The 16146-nt window shown below is 66.4% G+C and carries 15 protein-coding genes and 1 tRNA gene; 8 read left to right on the top strand and 8 right to left on the bottom strand.

What is annotated here, in order from left to right; all coding sequences use genetic code 11:
• Position 1: 1 nt before the first annotated feature.
• The 3 genes from ACFUEJ_RS20445 to ACFUEJ_RS20435 all read right to left on the bottom strand — a co-directional run bounded on the left by ACFUEJ_RS20445 (position 2) and on the right by ACFUEJ_RS20435 (position 3263).
• Positions 2 to 1612, bottom strand: a complete 1611-nt coding sequence (locus tag ACFUEJ_RS20445; protein WP_388031488.1) for an ABC transporter substrate-binding protein — start codon at positions 1610 to 1612, stop codon at positions 2 to 4.
• Positions 1613 to 1778: 166 nt separating this feature from the next.
• Positions 1779 to 2657 carry a TIGR03619 family F420-dependent LLM class oxidoreductase gene (locus ACFUEJ_RS20440; protein WP_065631365.1) on the bottom strand — a complete coding sequence of 293 codons (879 nt, stop codon included), beginning with the start codon at positions 2655 to 2657 and terminating at the stop codon, positions 1779 to 1781.
• 132 nt (positions 2658 to 2789) lie between these two features.
• Complete coding sequence (locus tag ACFUEJ_RS20435; RefSeq protein WP_065631230.1) at positions 2790 to 3263, bottom strand: helix-turn-helix domain-containing protein; 474 nt, start codon at positions 3261 to 3263, stop codon at positions 2790 to 2792.
• A 54-nt stretch (positions 3264 to 3317) separates the two neighbouring features.
• Here ACFUEJ_RS20435 and ACFUEJ_RS20430 point away from each other — a divergent pair, with 54 nt between their 5' ends.
• The 3 genes from ACFUEJ_RS20430 (at position 3318) to ACFUEJ_RS20420 (ending at position 7168) form a co-directional block, all read left to right on the top strand.
• Entirely contained in the window at positions 3318 to 4142 is an 825-nt protein-coding gene (locus ACFUEJ_RS20430; protein WP_388031535.1) for an acyl-CoA thioesterase, read from the top strand.
• Positions 4127 to 5554 carry a DHA2 family efflux MFS transporter permease subunit gene (locus tag ACFUEJ_RS20425; RefSeq protein WP_388031486.1) on the top strand — a complete coding sequence of 476 codons (1428 nt, stop codon included), beginning with the start codon at positions 4127 to 4129 and terminating at the stop codon, positions 5552 to 5554. Before ACFUEJ_RS20430 ends, ACFUEJ_RS20425 begins: the two co-directional genes overlap by 16 nt.
• 396 nt (positions 5555 to 5950) lie before the next feature.
• Complete coding sequence (locus tag ACFUEJ_RS20420) at positions 5951 to 7168, top strand: IS110 family transposase (protein WP_159369979.1); 1218 nt, start codon at positions 5951 to 5953, stop codon at positions 7166 to 7168.
• A gap of 72 nt (positions 7169 to 7240) precedes the next feature.
• Here ACFUEJ_RS20420 and ACFUEJ_RS20415 read toward each other — a convergent pair whose 3' ends face one another.
• The 4 genes from ACFUEJ_RS20415 to ACFUEJ_RS20400 form a co-directional block, all read right to left on the bottom strand.
• Positions 7241 to 8161: a glycosyltransferase gene (locus tag ACFUEJ_RS20415; protein WP_205333287.1), complete on the bottom strand. Its 921-nt coding sequence runs from the start codon at positions 8159 to 8161 to the stop codon at positions 7241 to 7243.
• A complete protein-coding gene (locus ACFUEJ_RS20410; RefSeq protein WP_068971148.1) occupies positions 8158 to 8997 on the bottom strand; it encodes an ABC transporter ATP-binding protein in 840 nt (279 codons plus the stop codon). The genes ACFUEJ_RS20415 and ACFUEJ_RS20410 overlap by 4 nt, the downstream gene beginning before the upstream one ends.
• Before the next feature lie 11 nt (positions 8998 to 9008).
• A complete protein-coding gene (locus ACFUEJ_RS20405; protein ID WP_388031481.1) occupies positions 9009 to 9872 on the bottom strand; it encodes an ABC transporter permease in 864 nt (287 codons plus the stop codon).
• 85 nt (positions 9873 to 9957) lie between these two features.
• A complete protein-coding gene (locus tag ACFUEJ_RS20400; RefSeq protein WP_068971149.1) occupies positions 9958 to 10518 on the bottom strand; it encodes a bacterial proteasome activator family protein in 561 nt (186 codons plus the stop codon).
• A gap of 60 nt (positions 10519 to 10578) precedes the next feature.
• On the opposite strand from ACFUEJ_RS20400, the gene ACFUEJ_RS20395 reads away from it, so the two are divergent.
• Together ACFUEJ_RS20395 and ACFUEJ_RS20390 are read left to right on the top strand one after the other, a co-directional pair.
• Entirely contained in the window at positions 10579 to 11775 is a 1197-nt protein-coding gene (locus tag ACFUEJ_RS20395) for a cysteine desulfurase-like protein (protein ID WP_205333286.1), read from the top strand.
• A 145-nt stretch (positions 11776 to 11920) separates the two neighbouring features.
• Entirely contained in the window at positions 11921 to 12343 is a 423-nt protein-coding gene (locus ACFUEJ_RS20390; protein ID WP_159369850.1) for a MarR family winged helix-turn-helix transcriptional regulator, read from the top strand.
• A 7-nt stretch (positions 12344 to 12350) separates the two neighbouring features.
• On the opposite strand, the gene ACFUEJ_RS20385 is transcribed toward ACFUEJ_RS20390, so the two are convergent.
• Complete coding sequence (locus ACFUEJ_RS20385; protein WP_205333285.1) at positions 12351 to 13322, bottom strand: NAD(P)H-quinone oxidoreductase; 972 nt, start codon at positions 13320 to 13322, stop codon at positions 12351 to 12353.
• Positions 13323 to 13399: 77 nt separating this feature from the next.
• On the opposite strand from ACFUEJ_RS20385, the gene ACFUEJ_RS20380 reads away from it, so the two are divergent.
• The 3 genes from ACFUEJ_RS20380 (at position 13400) to ACFUEJ_RS20370 (ending at position 15892) form a co-directional block, all read left to right on the top strand.
• Positions 13400 to 13487: transfer RNA gene (locus tag ACFUEJ_RS20380), tRNA-Ser, on the top strand.
• 334 nt (positions 13488 to 13821) lie between these two features.
• Positions 13822 to 14991, top strand: coding sequence for a Fic family protein (locus ACFUEJ_RS20375; protein WP_159369852.1), 1170 nt, complete (start codon positions 13822 to 13824; stop codon positions 14989 to 14991).
• Positions 14992 to 15019: 28 nt separating this feature from the next.
• Entirely contained in the window at positions 15020 to 15892 is an 873-nt protein-coding gene (locus ACFUEJ_RS20370) for an exodeoxyribonuclease III (protein ID WP_388031533.1), read from the top strand.
• Positions 15893 to 16146: the final 254 nt, after the last annotated feature.

The raw sequence follows: 16146 nt of genomic DNA, 5'->3' as shown, positions 1-16146 counted from the left end.
CTCAGCTCCTCTCCAGCCGGGCATCGCGGAACCGGATGGCCTTGTCGGGTCGGACGACATATCCCCGGAGCCGCGTCACAAAAGCCTGGGTCGACGACGGGTTGTAGAGGTAGAGGTAGCTCACGTCGTCGGCGATGATGCTCGCGGCCTCGGCGTAGATCCGCTTGCGGGCCTCGACGTCGAGTTCGGTTCGACCCCGGTCCAACAAGGCGTCGACCTCGGGGTTCGAGTACTTCTGCGAGTTCGACGTGCCCTCGGAATGGTGTTGGGCGTAGTAGAAGTCGTCCGGGTCGATGTTGCCCAGCCAGCCGAGCAGCAGGGCGTCGAAGTCGCCGGCGGCCTGGCGATCGAGCCACGCGCCGAAGTCGAGTTGTTCGATCCGCACGTCGATCCCGACGTCGGCGAGGTTCGACGCGATCACCTGCGCCGCCGTCACCGTCTCGGGATACTCGGTGGTCACCATCAGGCGCATGTCGAGTCCGCGGATGCCGGCCTGCCGGAGCAGGTCTCTGGCGTTCGCGACGGCGGCGTCGCGGTCGAGTCCGGCGGTATAGCGGTCGTAGGGTGCGAACCAGGGACTGGTCGAGGGGATCGCGAGCTCGTTGGGCGTCGCGGTCCCGTATCCGACGACCTGCGCGATCGAGTCCCGGTCGATCGCATACGCGACCGCCTGGCGGACCCGGGTGTCGTCGAACGGCGGGGCGTCGAAGTTCATCGTGACGTACCAGTAGTCGTTGGCGACCACGGTCCCGACATCGAGTGTGTCGTCGCGGCGCAGGATGCTGAGCTGCTGGGCGGGAATGGCGTCGGTCCAATCGATCTCACCCGACCGTAGTGCGGACACCGCGGTGGTGCCCTGTGAGATGAAGCTGTAGCGGACCCCGTCGACGGCGGGCGCCCCACCCCAGTAGTCGGGATTCGACGCCAACACGATGGATGCGCCCGGCGACCGGGAGATGAACGAGAACGGCCCGGTGCCGATCGGCCTGGTCGTGATCTCACCGGATTCGACGTTGCGGCGGTTGACGATGGCCAACCCCTTGAATCCGCCGATGCTGGTCAGCAGATTGGGGGTCGGCGCGCTGACGGTGAACCTGACCCGGCGTTCGTCGAGCGCGGTGATCGAGGCGATGGCATCGAGTTTGTATGCGTTGGACAGCTCTTCGTCGATGATCCGACGGAAGGAGTATTCGACATCGGCCGCGGTCAGCGGGTCGCCGTTGTGGAACATGACCCCGTAGCGCAGCGTGAACGTCCATTGCAGGCCGTCGGGGCTGACCTCCCAGCTCTCGGCCAGGGCAGGCCGCATCTGCAGCTTCTCGTCGGGCTCGACGAGGGTGTCGAAGACGTTCTCGAGAACCTCGAACGTGAAGTAGGAACTCGATTTCTGCGGATCGAGCTGATCGGGCTCACCCGCGATGGCTGCCTTGATCGTGCTGGCGGTGTCCGATGATCCACCACCGCATGCGGCCAGCACGGACGTGCCCAGCAAGGCGGTTCCGGCGACACCGGCGACGCGAAGGAACCCGCGGCGATCGAGAACGTCGGGTCTGCGCGGCGGAAGCTGCTCGCGCACAGATGAATACACCGACCCGCTCGGCGAATCGGTCATCACTGTCCTCCCGCCCGGCGAGTGTTCGCCTCGGAGTCTCACCGCACGTCGGCCGCGCCACGGCATGCGTGAGGCGCCCTGCTGTGCAGTGTGCCCCAGCGGTACAGGTGGTGCAACCGTGCCATACCCCAGGGCAGGGCGGAGAATACCGGGAGAGGCAGGACGATCAGCCGTTGACCTTGGCGATCACGTTGTCGGCGTACCAGTTCAGATGGTCGATCTTGGTCTGCAGCGGCTCGGTGTCGTCGCCCATGACATACGGCAACCGGAAACCGACGATCACGTCGGTGATCCCCTTGTCTTCCAGCCGCTTACATCCGTCGACGGTGTAGGCGTCCATGGAGATCACGTGGATCTCGAACGGATCGTTGGTCTTTCCCTCGGCCATGCGGATCTCGTTGATCCGGTCCAGCAGCGTCTCGAGCTCCTCGGGCGGACCGCCACCGTGCATCCAACCGTCGCCGCGGATGACCGCGCGACGCAGCGCGGCGTCGGCGTGACCGCCCACGAGTAGCGGGATCGGTTCGGTGGGCGCGGGGGTCATCTTGATCTTGGGGATGTCGTAGAACTCGCCGTGGAACTCGAAGTACTCGCCGGTGGTCAGGCCGCGGATGATGTCCATGCACTCGTCCATCCGCTTGCCGCGGCGCTTGAAGTCCACGCCCATGAAGTCGTAGTCCTCGGGCCACGGACTCGTGCCGACGCCCATCGCGAAGCGGTTGTTCGTCAGGTACGCCACCGAGCTGGCCTGCTTGGCGACCAGCGCGGGCGGGCGGACCGGCAGCTTCACCACGAAGGGTGTGAAACGGATGGTCGAGGTGACCGCGCCGAGCGCCGCGGCCTGGATGAACGTCTCGATGAACGCCTTGCCGTCGAGGAACTCGCGATTGCCGTCGGGGGTGTACGGATACTTCGCGTCCGATTCCTCCGGATAGGCCAGCGAGTCGGGAATGGTGAAGCCGGCGTACCCCGCGGCTTCGGCGGCCTGCGCGAGCGGCGCGTAGTACGACGGATCGGTCATGGCCTCGGCATACGTGAACCGCATCATGCTCCTCGGGACGGCGGTGAAACTCCGTCCACAGTAGAACACGTTCTAGTTATTCGACATGGACTTCGTCATCGTCGCAGGTCTCCAGCGCGCAGGGGGATGGCAATTGTTGGCTGTGTCGGCCCAGGGTCAGCGAAGCCCCGCGAGGGGATTGTCCGTAGTCGCGCCGGGGCCCGGGTGTACCCGTAGTTCGCCGGTGCCGATTCGCTCGCCGCATGCCGAGCATGTCGGCTCGACCGTCATCGTCTGACCGCAGGAGTGTGTCGACACCACTGGTGCGCCGTCCTCGGCGGTCCACCGGTCACCCCACTGACGTAACGCGGCCAGAACCGTCCAGAGGTCCCGGCCCTTCTCGGTGAGGCGGTAGTCGTAGCGCACCGGGTTGTCCTGGTACGGCTCCTTCGCCAGGATCTCGTGTTCGACGAGGGTGTCCAGTCGCTGGGTCAACACGTTGCGCGCGATGCCGAGCCGCGACGAGAACTCGTCGAATCGCGTTACGCCGAACATCGCGTCCCGGACGATCAGCAGCGTCCACCATTCGCCGACGATCTCCAACGTTTGGGCGATCGAGCAGTTCATCTCGGCGAATGAGGCGCGGCGCATAGGATCGAGAGTAGTGGGTTGCGTGACGCAACTCAACCTGCTTGCATGAGTTGCGTGAAGCAACTCACCAGGCAAGAAGCCATTGACGGATTGTTGGACAGTTTCGGAGCGACCCCGACCGGAGACGGTCGATGGTCGGCGACCATCGACCGTTCCTGGTGGGGATGGTCGGGCCCGCACGGTGGTGCCATCGCGGCGCTGGCCGTCCGGGTCGGCGCCGATGCAGCGCCGGGTACGACGGTGCGCGCTCTCGATCTGCGATTCGTCGGCAAGCCCGACGGCGGGGAGTTGCTCCTGACGCCGACGGTCCGGGAGGTCGGTCGGCACACGAGGGTCGTCGACGTCACGGTCACCCAGGCGGGTGTCGACATCGCGTCGGCATCAGTCACGACCGGGCGGGTCGGGGAATCCGCACCTGCCGATGTCATCGACCGGGTCGCGGACGTTCCCGGCCCGGAAGGGCTCGACCCCTTCATGATTCCCCCGGAGATCGTGCCGATGGGCGCGCAGCTCGATGTGCGACCGGTCGACGGTCCGCTCGCGCTCACCGGAGCCGACGAGGCCTGGATGCGGGCATGGATCACCACCCGAACCCCGATGGCCGTCGACGCAGGTTACCTGGCCCTGCTGGCGGATTGCCTACCGCCCGCCGTCTTCCCGACTCTGACTGCGCCGCTTGCACTTCCGACGGTGGCATTCTCCATGCATGTGACGGCGCCGCTGGACGACGCCACTCCGGCGCCGATTCTCGTCCATACGCGTAACACCTCGACGTCCGGCGGCTGGTCGGTCGACGACACCACGCTGCGCGACCGCGGCGGCCGGCTCCTCGCCTCCGCGCGCCAGAGTCGCCGGGTTCTCGGATGGCCGGTCCGATGACGGTCACTCGAAGCGGCCCGGCGAAGCCGGCGCCGACTGTCGCGCGGCCCGGCCTCGTCCTGCTCATCCTGTCTGGGGCGGCGTTCATGGCCAGCCTCGACGTCTTCATCGTCAACGTCGCCTTCGACGACATCGGCGCCGACTTCACCGGCGCGACCCTGTCCCAGATGTCCTGGATCCTCAACGCGTACGCCATCCTGTATGCGGCGCTCCTTGTTCCGGCGGGCCGGATCGTCGATCGGTACGGCCGCAAGGGCGGCTTCCTACTCGGTCTCGCGATATTCACCGCGGCGAGTGCCGCATGTGCCGCGGCGCAGGGCGTCTGGTGGCTGGTGGCATTCCGCGCACTGCAGGCACTGGGCGCGGCGATTCTGACCCCGGCGAGTCTGGGTCTGGTCGTGGCGACGTTGCCGCCGGAACGTCGGGCCCGGTCGGTGCGCATCTGGGCGGCCACCGGCGCCCTGGCCGCGGCCTTCGGACCGGCCGTCGGCGGACTCCTCGTCGAGGCGTCGTGGCGCTGGGTGTTCCTGGTCAACGTGCCCGTCGGCGTGGCGGCGATCGTCGCCGGGGCGATCGTACTGTCCCGCCCCCAAAACGTCTCGGCCAGTGGCTTTCCCGACGCGTTGGGCGCGCTTCTCCTGGTCGTCTCGGTGGGGGCCTTGACACTCGGTCTGGTCCAGGGGAGTGAGTGGGGTTGGACGGACGCGCGGATCACCGGTGCGTGGATCGTCGCCGGGGCAGGGCTCGTCGGCTTCGTCCTCAGTTCGGCGCGTCATCCCGAACCGGTGATCTCGCCTGCACTGCTGCGGATCCGGGCCTTCTCGGTCGCGAACGTGACGATGCTGCTGTTCTCCATCCCGTTCGCCGGCGCACTTCTCGCGAACATCCTGTGGTTGCAGCAGGTCTGGGGCTTCTCGCCGATCGTGACGGGTCTCGCGGTGTCAACCGGACCGCTGATGGTCCCGATCTTCGCGGCCGTGTCGCATCGCCTCAGTGCGCGGGTCCCGGTGGGGCGACTCGTCGCCTTCGGTTGTGTGCTCTTCGGTCTCGGGTCGGCCCTCATCGCCCTGTCGGTCGACGCCACACCGGATTTCGCCACCGAGTTCCTGCCGGGCTGGCTGATCGGCGGTGTCGGAGTGGGCTTCGCGTTGCCGTCGATCCTCTCCTCGGCGACCGCCGACCTCCCCGCAGATCAGGCCGCCACCGGAAGCGCGGTGGTCAACATGAGTCGTCAGATCGGCATGTCGCTGGGTGTCAGCTTGCTGGTCGCGATCATCGGCACCTCGGCGGTGTACGCCGATGTGCACAACTCGTTCCTGACCGCCTGGTGGGTACTCGCGGGAATCGCTGCGCTGGGCGCGATCTCGGCGTTGGGGATGACCCCGCGAGCGGTGCTGAATTCCGCTGCCTGAGGTGTGAGGACCCATTGCTCCCTGAGGTGTGAGGAGCGCAAGCCGCCGGGCCGAGCAAGCGACGAAGGAGCGCGTCGAGGTCGACGAGCCTCGAAGGGCATGGTGACGTGCCTTGTGAAACCCTAATGGGGGTGGATCGGCGTCCTGCAGGGGATGCTGGTTTGTGTGAGCCTTCCCGGCCGGTGACCACTCCGAGACCCTGAAACGGTGTCGGATTTCTACACGAAGACCGTGGCCCGGCCGGGTAAGGATCACCCGCTAGAACGCTTCTGGGATGTCGTGCCCCCTGAACCATGTGGGGTGAGCACTGATCCATTAGGCCGCGTCAAGGGTGATCACCCCAAGGTTCACACCGACGATCGATCGAGACGACCGAAGACGAGGTGAACGACCGACATGATCTGTGTGGGCAACGACTGGGCGTCGGATCATCACGACGTGTGCGTGATGGATGAACACGGCACCACCCTGGCCACCCGCCGACTACCCGAGAACGCGGCCGGCGTGACGGCGATGCATGACCTGCTCGCCCGGTTCGCCCACGACCCCTCTGAGGTGGTGGTGGGGATCGAAACCGATCACGGCATGTGGGTCGCCGCCCTGGTCGCCGCGGGCTATCAGGTGTATGCGATCAACCCGTTGTCGGTGTCGCGGTACCGCGACCGCCACCATGTCGGGGGCACCAAATCCGATAAGGCTGACGCGAAAACGCTGGCTGATCTGGTGCGGACCGACCGGCACAATCATCGATTGGTCGCCGCCGACACCGTCGAGGTCAAGGCGATCACGGTGATGGCCCGTACGCATCAGAATCTGGTGTGGGCGCGCTCAGCACAACAGAACGTGTTGCGCGCTCAACTGGGCGCCTACTATCCGGCCGCGGTCGATGCCTTCGGCGGCGACCTCGCCCACAAAGACTGCCTGGCGGTGTTGCGTCGCGCTCCCACCCCACGACAGGGAGCGGCACTGACGGTCGCGGCGATCCGATCAGCTCTGAAAAAGGGTGGCCGCCAACGCAATACCGATACCCGTGCCCGCGAGATCCAGCAGGCCCTGCGTGGGGGCGGTCATCTGAGCGCACCGGAGGCACTTACCGCAGCGTATGCGGCGACCGTGACCGTGACGGTGAACATGCTGACGACGCTCAACACCCAAATTGATCAACTGGAAACCAGTATGGCCCAGTCTTTTAGAGCGCATCCGGACGCCGAGATCTACCTGTCCATGCCCGGAGTCGGTGACATCACCGGCGCCCGGATGCTTGGCGAGTTCGGGGACGACCCCGAACGCTATGCCACCGCCAAGTCTCGCAGAAACTATGCCGGCACCTCACCACGGACCATCGCCTCAGGCAAAGGGCACGTCGTGCTGGCCCGCCATATCCGCAACACTCGCCTCAACGCCGCCGCCATGGCGATGGCGCAAAGCGCGCTGACCGGCAGTCCCGGCGCCCGCGTCTACTACGACAGCCTGCGAGATCAGAAGAAGTCCCACCCCCAAGCCTTGCGTGCGCTCGCCAACCGGCTCATCGGCATCCTCCACGGCTGCCTCAAACACCGCACCCTCTACAACGAACACACCGCCTGGAACCACCGCGCCAACCTCGCCGCTTGACACCTTGCACCCCTGGGATGTCTTCGTGGCTCGCTTCGCTCGCAGCTCAGGGAGCAGTGAAGGATCAACACCTCAGGGCCGCGTGAACCGCTCTCGGCGACCGAGGCCGCGAAGACGCACCCACTCGGCGAAGCCCTTCGGATCACGTTGCTGCACAAGGAAGAACCAGCCGAACCGGGCGTACTCCTGGGGCAGCAGCCTGCGGAGTCCGGGCTGGCTCATCAGGTAGCCGCGGTTGCGGTAGGTGAAGAACCGCTTGGTGTCGTTGTCGGGGTACTGGGTGTGCATGCGACCGCCCAGGATCGGTCGGAATTCCGCCGAGCCGTCGGGGTGGAGGTATCCCGCGCGCAGGCAGGTGCCGAACCGCACGCCCGAGCGGACCAGCCGACGGTGCACCTCCACCTCGTCGCCGCGGAAGAACAGCCGCAGGTCCGGCACGCCCACCTGTTCGAGGCACCGTGCAGAGAACAGAGCGCCGTTGAACAGCGACGCGATGCCGGGCAGCAGATCGTCGTCCTGGGTCTCACCGTCGGCAAAGAGTTCCGACCGCTTCCGTCGCCACACGAGTCCGCGTCGCAGCGGGAAGGCGAGGGTGTCCGGGTCGTCGAGGTTGGCGACCACCGGTGACACCTCGTCGAGGTCGTGCCGTGCGGCGCAGTCGAGCAGCGTCGAGAGGACCGCCGGACCGTCGGGTCGGCCGTCGTCGTCGGCGCACCAGACCCAGTCGGCGCCGAGGGCGAGCGCATGCAGCATGCCCAGCGCGAATCCGCCGGCACCGCCGAGGTTTCGTCTCGACCCGAGGTAGGTCGTCGGAACGGGCTGCGCCGCAACGAGTTCGGCGACTTCTGGTTCGTCGGCGTTGTCGACGACGATCAGATGGTCGACGGGCCGGTCCTGGCCAGAGACCACGGCCAGCGACTCGGCGAGCAGCTCCACGCGACGGTGCGTGACCACGACCGCGATGACCTTCGGAGCGACGGCGCCGTCGGTCACTCCGGGGTCCCCTTCTTGTCCGCCTTCTCCAGGTCGGCGATCACCCTGCGGACGTGTGCCGCGGCATCGGGGCCCTCGTAGGCCTCGACGACCTCTTCGATGCCGCCTTCCATGCGGACCTGTCCGTGGTCGATCCACAGGGCGCGGTCGCACAGCTGGGCCAGGAACTCATTGGAATGGCTGGCGAACACCAGGATTCCCGACCGCTCGACGAGCGCCTGGAGCCGACCCCGCGCCTTGCGCATGAAGTCGGCGTCGACGGCACCGATGCCCTCGTCGAGGATGAGGATCTCCGGGTCGATGGAGGTCACCACGCCGAGTGCGATGCGCACCCGCATACCGGTGGAGTAGGTGCGCAGCGGCATCTGCAGGTAGTCGCCGAGCTCGGTGAACTCCGCGATGTCGTCGATCTTCTTGAGCATCTCCTTGCGCGTCATGCCCAGGAACATGCCGCGGATGATGATGTTCTCGTAGCCGGAGATCTCGGGGTCCATGCCGACGCCGAGGTCGAAGACGGGGGCGACCCGGCCGTGCACCCGGCAGGCGCCGCGCGTGGGTTCGTAGATGCCCGACAGCAGACGAAGCAGCGTCGACTTGCCGGCGCCGTTGTGGCCGACCAGCCCGATCCGGTCGCCGTGCTTGAGGTGCAGGTTGATGTCCTTGAGTGCCTCGACGACGACCACGTTCGACTCGGTGGAGCCGATGACGCCGCCGGCCGCGCCGATGACCGACTTCTTGAGCGACCGGGTCTTGGCGTCGAAGATCGGGAAGTCCACACACGCGTCCCACGTGTCCACGCGGACGCGGTTGTCTCCGAGATCGTTGTTCCTGGCCATCGAATCCGTCCCTACACCCAGTACGCCACGCGGGCCCGGTAGTTGCGCAACACCAGCATGGCCAGCACCCAGCCCACGGCGGTGCAGCCCAGGACGACGGCCCAGTGGTAGAACTCGACCGGCTCGCCCAGCAGCGGTCCGCGCGCTATTTCCAGATAATGGAACATCGGGTTCAGCTCGACGAGCTTCAACCTCGACGACGCCTCGCCGGTCGCGTTCCCGAGGCTCTGCGCCGTCCAGATGATCGGCGTCATGAAGAAGACCAGCTGCACCGCGGTGGTGAGGAGCTGGCCGATGTCGCGGAATCGGGTCGACAGGATGCCGAACACGATCGTCACCCAGATCGAATTGACCACATACAGCGCGAGGGCCGGGACGATCAGCGTGACGGTCCAGTTGAGCGGCGGCGGGAAGATCAGGAACAGGATGACGATGATGACGACGTTGTGCGCGAAGATGATCAACGCGCGCCACACCACGCGGTAGACGTGCACGCTCACGGGAGCCGGAAGCTGTTTGATCAGGCCCTCGTTCTTCGAGAACACCTCGGATCCCTCGAGGATCGAGCTCGAGATGAAGTTCCAGAAGATGAAGCCAAGCGCGACGTATGGCAGGAACACCCTGATGTCCATGCCGAAGAGCTCGCCATAGAGCAGACCCATCGCGATCGCGGTCACACCGGTCGCGATCACGATCCACAGCGGTCCCAGGACCGAACGTCGGTAGCGCTGCTTGATGTCCTGCCAGCCGAGGTGGAACCACAGTTCGCGGCTCGCGAAACCGTCGCGGAGGTCCTTGACCGCGCGCGCGAAGCTGCGCGAATCAGAGCCCTGGGGACGCGCGGGGATCGCGTCGTCGTCTACTACCGCTGACACGAGGAGTCAGCGTACCCCTCGGCCCATCCGCTGCCCGCTGCCGGTTGAGCGGGTGACCCTCAGCCGGTTGAGCCGGTGTGGCGACCTAGAGGTACTGCCCCGTGCTGTGGCCGGGTCCGCCGGCGCCGCCGGGGGTGGGCATGCCGGGCGGAAGCGCGCCCTGACGCATCTGTTCGAGCTGGGCGCGGGCGGCCATCTGCTGGGCGAACAGTGCGGTCTGGATGCCGTGGAAGAGTCCCTCGAGCCAGCCCACGAGCTGGGCTTGGGCGATGCGGAGCTCGGCGTCCGACGGGGTGCCCTCGTCGGAGAAGGGGAGCGCGAGACGTTCGAGTTCTTCGCGCAGCTCGGGCGCGAGCCCCTCTTCGAGTTCACGCACCGACGATTGGTGGATCTCACGCAGGCGATTGCGCGACGCGTCGTCGAGAGGAGCCGCACGCACCTCTTCGAGCAGCTGCTTGATCATCGTGCCGATGCGCATGACCTTGGCGGGTTGCTCGACCATGTCGGCGACGCTGGTCGATTCCGACGACTCGCCGTCCGTCTGCCCATCCGTGCCCGCGCCGACGACGATCACGTTGTCGGAGTCGCCGGCCGAGCCGAACGGTCCTGAGGTGGGGCCGGGTCCTGGAGTGCCTTCGATAGCCATGCGTCCCATTGTGCCCGGACACCGCGAAACGGCAGATGGCCGACGTCTATCCTCGTGCCCATGGCTTTCGACGTCGCCTACGTGCGTGGATTGATTCCATCGCTCGGCGACGGCTGGATCCACCTCGACCCGCAGGCGGGGATGCAGATCCCCGATTCGGTCGCGACCGCTGTGACCACCAGTTTCCGCTCTCTGTCCGCCGCCCCGGGCGGGGTCTACCCGTCGGCTCGCACGAGCGCGGAGGTGGTCGACGGTGCCCGGCGCGCGATCGCCGATCTCGTCGGCGGAGACGCCGCGGGTGTGGTGCTCGGACCGTCGCGGTACGTGCTGCTGGCCGGTCTGGCGGAGGCCCTCGCGCCGCATGCGTGGCTGCGGGGTGACGTCGTCGTCACGCGTCAGGATGACGAGCCGAACATCGTGCCGTGGCTGCGCGCGGCGGATCGTTACGGCGGCCGGGTTCGCTGGGCCGAGGTCGACGTCGAGACCGGCGGACTACCGGCCTGGCAGTTCGGCGATCTCGTCACGCCCGATACGGAGGTCGTCGCGGTGACCCTCGCGTCGTCCACGACCGGGGCCGTCACCGACATCAGCGAGATCGCGCCGCTGGTCCGCGAAGCCGGCGCGCTTCTGGTCGTCGACGCCACCAACGCGGCGCCGTACATCAGCCTGGACATCCACGACCTGGGTGCCGACGTCCTCGTCGTCTCGGCCGAGCGGTGGGGTGGTCCGCGCATGGCGGCCATGGCCTTCCGCGAACCCCACCTGATCGACCGGCTGAAGCTGATGTCGATGGACCCGTCCGCGCGCGGGCCCGCCCGGCTCGAACCCGAACCGCATCAGGGCGCGATGCTCGCCGGATTGGTCGCTTCGGTGGAACACCTCGCCGGACTCGACGAGGCCGGGATCGGCAAGCGTCGGCGGCGTCTCGTCACGTCGATGGACGGTGTCTACGAGTATCTGCAGCGCCTCAACTATTACCTGGTCACGACGCTGTCCCAGCTCAACCATGTGAACCTCGTGGGGACCGAGGAGAACCGGATACCGCTGGCGAGCTTCACCGTGGAGTCGGTGGGTGCCGACAAGGTCGTCCGGCGCCTGGCCGACAACGGTGTCTGCGCACTCGCCGACCTTCCCAACCGTGCCCTGGCTCGGATGGGCGCACCCGACTTCGGCGGTGCTGTCACGGTCGGGTTGGCCCCGTACTCGACCCCGTACGAGGTCGATCACCTGGTGCGAACGCTGGGTTCATTGGCCTGAAGTGCCCGGCAACCCTTCCGAAATTCACTATGGTGTTGTTTGGGTTAACGACAATGTATGTTGTCATGCTGTGTCGGCAAAAACGATTGATGGTCCAGAAAAGGGCCCGCCCCGGTCGCTCACCGCTGCGGAGGCCGAGAGCTGGATGAACCTCGTCGACGGCGGCTGGGCGCTCTTCGCCCGCGTCAACGACGAGTTCGCGAAACGCGGTCTATCCGTATCCGATCTGCGCATTCTCGAAGCGGTCTGTACCAACCGGCAGTTGAGCGTCAGCGAGGTCGCCGACGCCGTGCACATGCGGGTCAGCACGGTGTCGCGCATGATCGGCCGACTCAGTGACGACGGCAACATCCACCGGTTCGAGTCGAAGGCCGACGGCAGACACCGACTCGTGCGTCTGACCGATCACGGTCGGCGCACCCTCGCCCTCCATGTGAACGCCCGAGATCAGGTGATCCGGCAGTTCGTCGTCGACGCGATGACCCCGGAGGAGTTCACCGCCCTGGGCGTCGCGTTCCGCAAGATCCGCGAGGCCGTCGACGCCGCGGAGCCCGCGGCCTCCGACTGAGCCACTCTCAGCCCGCGACGCTCAGCAGTACCTTCCCGACCACGTCACCGCTGTTGAGATGGTCGTGCGCGGCGCCGGCGTCGGCGAGCGGGAACACGCGATCGACGACGGGTACGACCGTCCCGGCTTCGATCAGCGGCCAGGTCCGGGTCAGGGTCGACGCCACGACCTCGGCCTTGCCGCCGGGACCGTGCACGGGCCGGGCGCGCAGCGTCGTACCCATCACCGACAACCGCTTGGCCAGTAGATGTCCGAGGTTGATCTCGGTCGTGGTGCCGCCCTGCATGCCGATGATCACGAGGCGTCCATCAGTGCGCAGTGCTTTCAGGTTCGACTTCAGATACTTCGCGCCGATGATGTCGAGGATGACGTCGGCGCCGCCGGCGTCCTGGAGGATCTCGGCGAAGTCCTGGCTCGAGTAGTCGATGAGGATGTCGGCGCCGAACTCGCGGCAGCGCTCGAGCTTGTCCTGCGTGCGGGCGGTCACCGCGACGCGAGCGCCCATCGCGTGGGCGATCTGGGTGGCGTGGGTGCCGATGCCGCTGGACCCGCCGTGGATCAGCAGGAGCTCGCCGGTGGTCAGATGCGCGGTGTCGAAGATGTTCGACGACACGGTGCACGCCACCTCGGGCAGCGCCGCCGCGGACACCAGGTCGACGCCCTTGGGAACCGCCAGGAGCTGCTCGGCCGGGACCGCCACCTTCTCGGCGTAACCGCCGCCGGCGAGCAGCGCGCACACCTCGTCGCCCTCCGACCAGCCGCTGACCCCGTCGCCGAGGGCCGAGATCCGCCCTGAGACCTCGAGTCCGAGGGTGTCCGACGCACCGGGTGGCGGGGGATAGTTGCCCGCACGCTGCAGGATGTCGGCGCGGTTGACGCCGGCCGCGACCACATCGATCACGACTTCGCCGGACGCGGGAGTGGGGTCGGGCACATCGGACAGGGACAGGTTCTCTAATTCGACGACGATGGCTTTCACCTCTTCGATGGTGTCACAGCGCACCGCGGTGCCGGGCGGGGTCCGGTCCGGCGTTCGTGTGTAACCTTGCTCGTCAGGGAAGCGTGGCAGAGCGGCCGAATGCACTCGCCTTGAAAGCGAGCGTGGGTAAAACCACCGGGGGTTCAAATCCCTCCGCTTCCGCCAGAGGTGTTACTTGTTTGCGCAGGCAAGCCAGCCGCCTGAGTCCGCGCCACCCGTGTCCTGACTGCTCGACGCCGGCAGATGCCTGACGGTCTGCGGCGTTGACGACGGCCTTCAGATCGTCGTCTAGCGGATGACCTGCATCAGAGGGTGTTTGAGCAACAGTCTCTGTGGCGACCGTCGATGCGGCCCGCGAGTTGGCCTCACCTCACTGCATCGGTGCTCGACGGACCCGCTTTCCAGGGCTGCGGTGAACCTTGAAATTGACGGGGCCAATTTCAAGGTTAGTGCGTTAACCTTGAAATCACATCGTTGGTTTTCAAGGTTGGATCACCCAGTGGATCTCGAGAGATTGAGAAACAGCCCGGTCGGGGAGCTAGTGCCCATCAGGGGTTACGACCCTCGGTTCAACGAGGAGTACGAGTACTTCGGCTACGTCCCCAACAGACTGCCTGCGGGTTTCGAGTTGCAGGCGTCGACGTACTCGGTCGTTGTCGAAGCGACCGCAGCGCTCGCCCGAGCAGATCAGGCTTCTTCGCTGCTCCCCAATCCCACACTGCTGGCGCGGCCGGCGACGCGCCGCGAGGCAGTCAGCACGTCGGCCCTAGAAGGGACTTACGCGGCTCTGTCGGACGTGTTCGAGGCGGACTTCCTTGACAACGACGAGATGACCAGCTCAGTCAGTGAAGTTCGAAACTACGTAACCGCAGCGGAGCGCGCTTACGAGATGATCGGTCAAGGCCGATCGATCTCCATCCGAATGCTCGAAGACCTGCAAGCTGAACTACTCCGAGGCACACCCAGTGACGGTGCACACGCCGGTAGCGTGCGCACCTCTCAGGTCTTCATAGGTGTCGGCAACCGGCGTGTGGATTCGGCCCGCTTCGTTCCGCCTCCAGCGGACCATCGTTTGACCGATGGCTTGGAAGCGTGGCAAGCGTGGATACGCGAGGTCAACGACGTGCCCACGATCATCCGTGTTGCTGTGTCTCACTACCAGTTTGAGACGCTCCACCCGTTTCACGACGGAAACGGTCGCTTGGGTCGGCTCGTCGCGACTTTGCAGCTCATGTGCGCGGGCGAGTTGCGGTACCCCATCCTGAACTTGTCTCCATGGCTTGTGCAGAGGCGCTCTGAGTATCAAGAAGGATTGCTTCGCGTGTCACAGACGGGGGACTGGGACACGTGGATTTGCTTTATGTCTGCAGCAATTCACGCCGAGGCTCTCGAGGTTGTGGCCCGAGTCGATCGGCTACTCGCCCTGCGCGAGAGCTTCCAGCTGACACTGCGCGGGTCGAAGGGCGTCGCACTGCGTATCGCTGACGACTTGGTGGGGTACCCAATGATCACGGCCACCCTCGCTTCGAAGTTGTACGGCGTTTCGTACCAAGCAGCGAACTCTGCGATAGCGAAGTTAGTGGACCTGAAAATTCTTCGACAGCGTACCGCTGGTCGGTACGACCGGATCTTTCAGTGCGATTCCGTCCTGACTGCCCTGGAGTACTGAGCGACACCGAGGCCAGAGGAGAAAGATGATGAGCACCGGTGGATTCACCGTTGCGTCGTTCAACGTCAACGGGATCCGGGCGGCGCGTCGTCGCGGCTTCGACGCCTGGCTCGACGGACGGCAGCCCGACGTGGTCGGACTGCAGGAGTTGCGGTGTGGCATCGACGACGTCGGAGAGTTCGACTGTTACCACGCCGCCGTCGACGTCGGCTCCGTCGCCGGACGGAACGGTGTCGCGGTGCTCGCCCGGAACGAACCCGCCGCGGTGCGGACGTGGGTGACCCATCCGCCCAAGGCTCGCGGACTGTCCGCCTTCGCCCACGAGGGCCGCTACATCGAGGTCGATCTCGCCGATCGGCCGCTGACCGTCGCCAACCTCTACCTGCCCAAAGGTGGGCTTCCGGCCGAGTCGCAGCGCCCCGGCTCGATGCGTGAAGTACCGGACGGCGGCGCCAAATACGCACGCAAGCAACGCTTTCTGGCCGGGTTCACCCGTGAACTCGAGCGCAACCGGCTCGCCGCTCGCCGTGCCGGCCGGGAGTTCCTGCTCCTCGGCGACCTCAACGTGGCACACCTCGAACACGACGTCACCAACTGGCGCGCGGCCCGCAAGATGGAGGGCTTCCTGCCCGAGGAACGCGCCTGGTTCGGCGAGATCACCGGTCCGCGCCGGCTCGTCGACGTGGTACGCGCCCTGCACGGCGACCGTCCCGGACCGCTCACCTGGTGGAGCTGGGCGGGAGAGTCGTTCGTCAAGGACGTCGGATGGCGCATCGACCACCAGCTCGCCTCGCCCGCGCTTGCCCGGCGGGCACGCGCGGTGATGGTCGACAAGGAGGCGTCGCCGGACCTTCGGCTGTCCGATCACGCCCCGCTGGTTGTCGAGTACGCCGAGCTGTGATCCGGGGCTCGCGCGTCCCTGTTCGATGGTGGTCGCCGAGTGGCTTCGACTCGGCGCCTCGCTGGCGCTCGGTGCCGGCTCAACCAGCGGTGGTTGCGGCTCGGGCAGTTGTGGTTGCCGAGTGGCTTCGACTCGGCGCCTCGCTGGCGCTCGGTGCCGGCTCATAGCTCCTATGTCAAGCGGCGGCGGGTGTTGGGTTGTCGGCTTTGCGGGTGCGGGCGTGGTGGTCGGTGGTGAGGTGGTTGTAGACGACG

This window comes from Gordonia sp. NPDC057258, assembly GCF_042668985.1.
Classification (GTDB): domain Bacteria; phylum Actinomycetota; class Actinomycetes; order Mycobacteriales; family Mycobacteriaceae; genus Gordonia; species Gordonia hongkongensis.
Note: the sequence above shows the minus strand (reverse complement) of the source record. Positions and strands in the feature narration are given on the sequence as shown.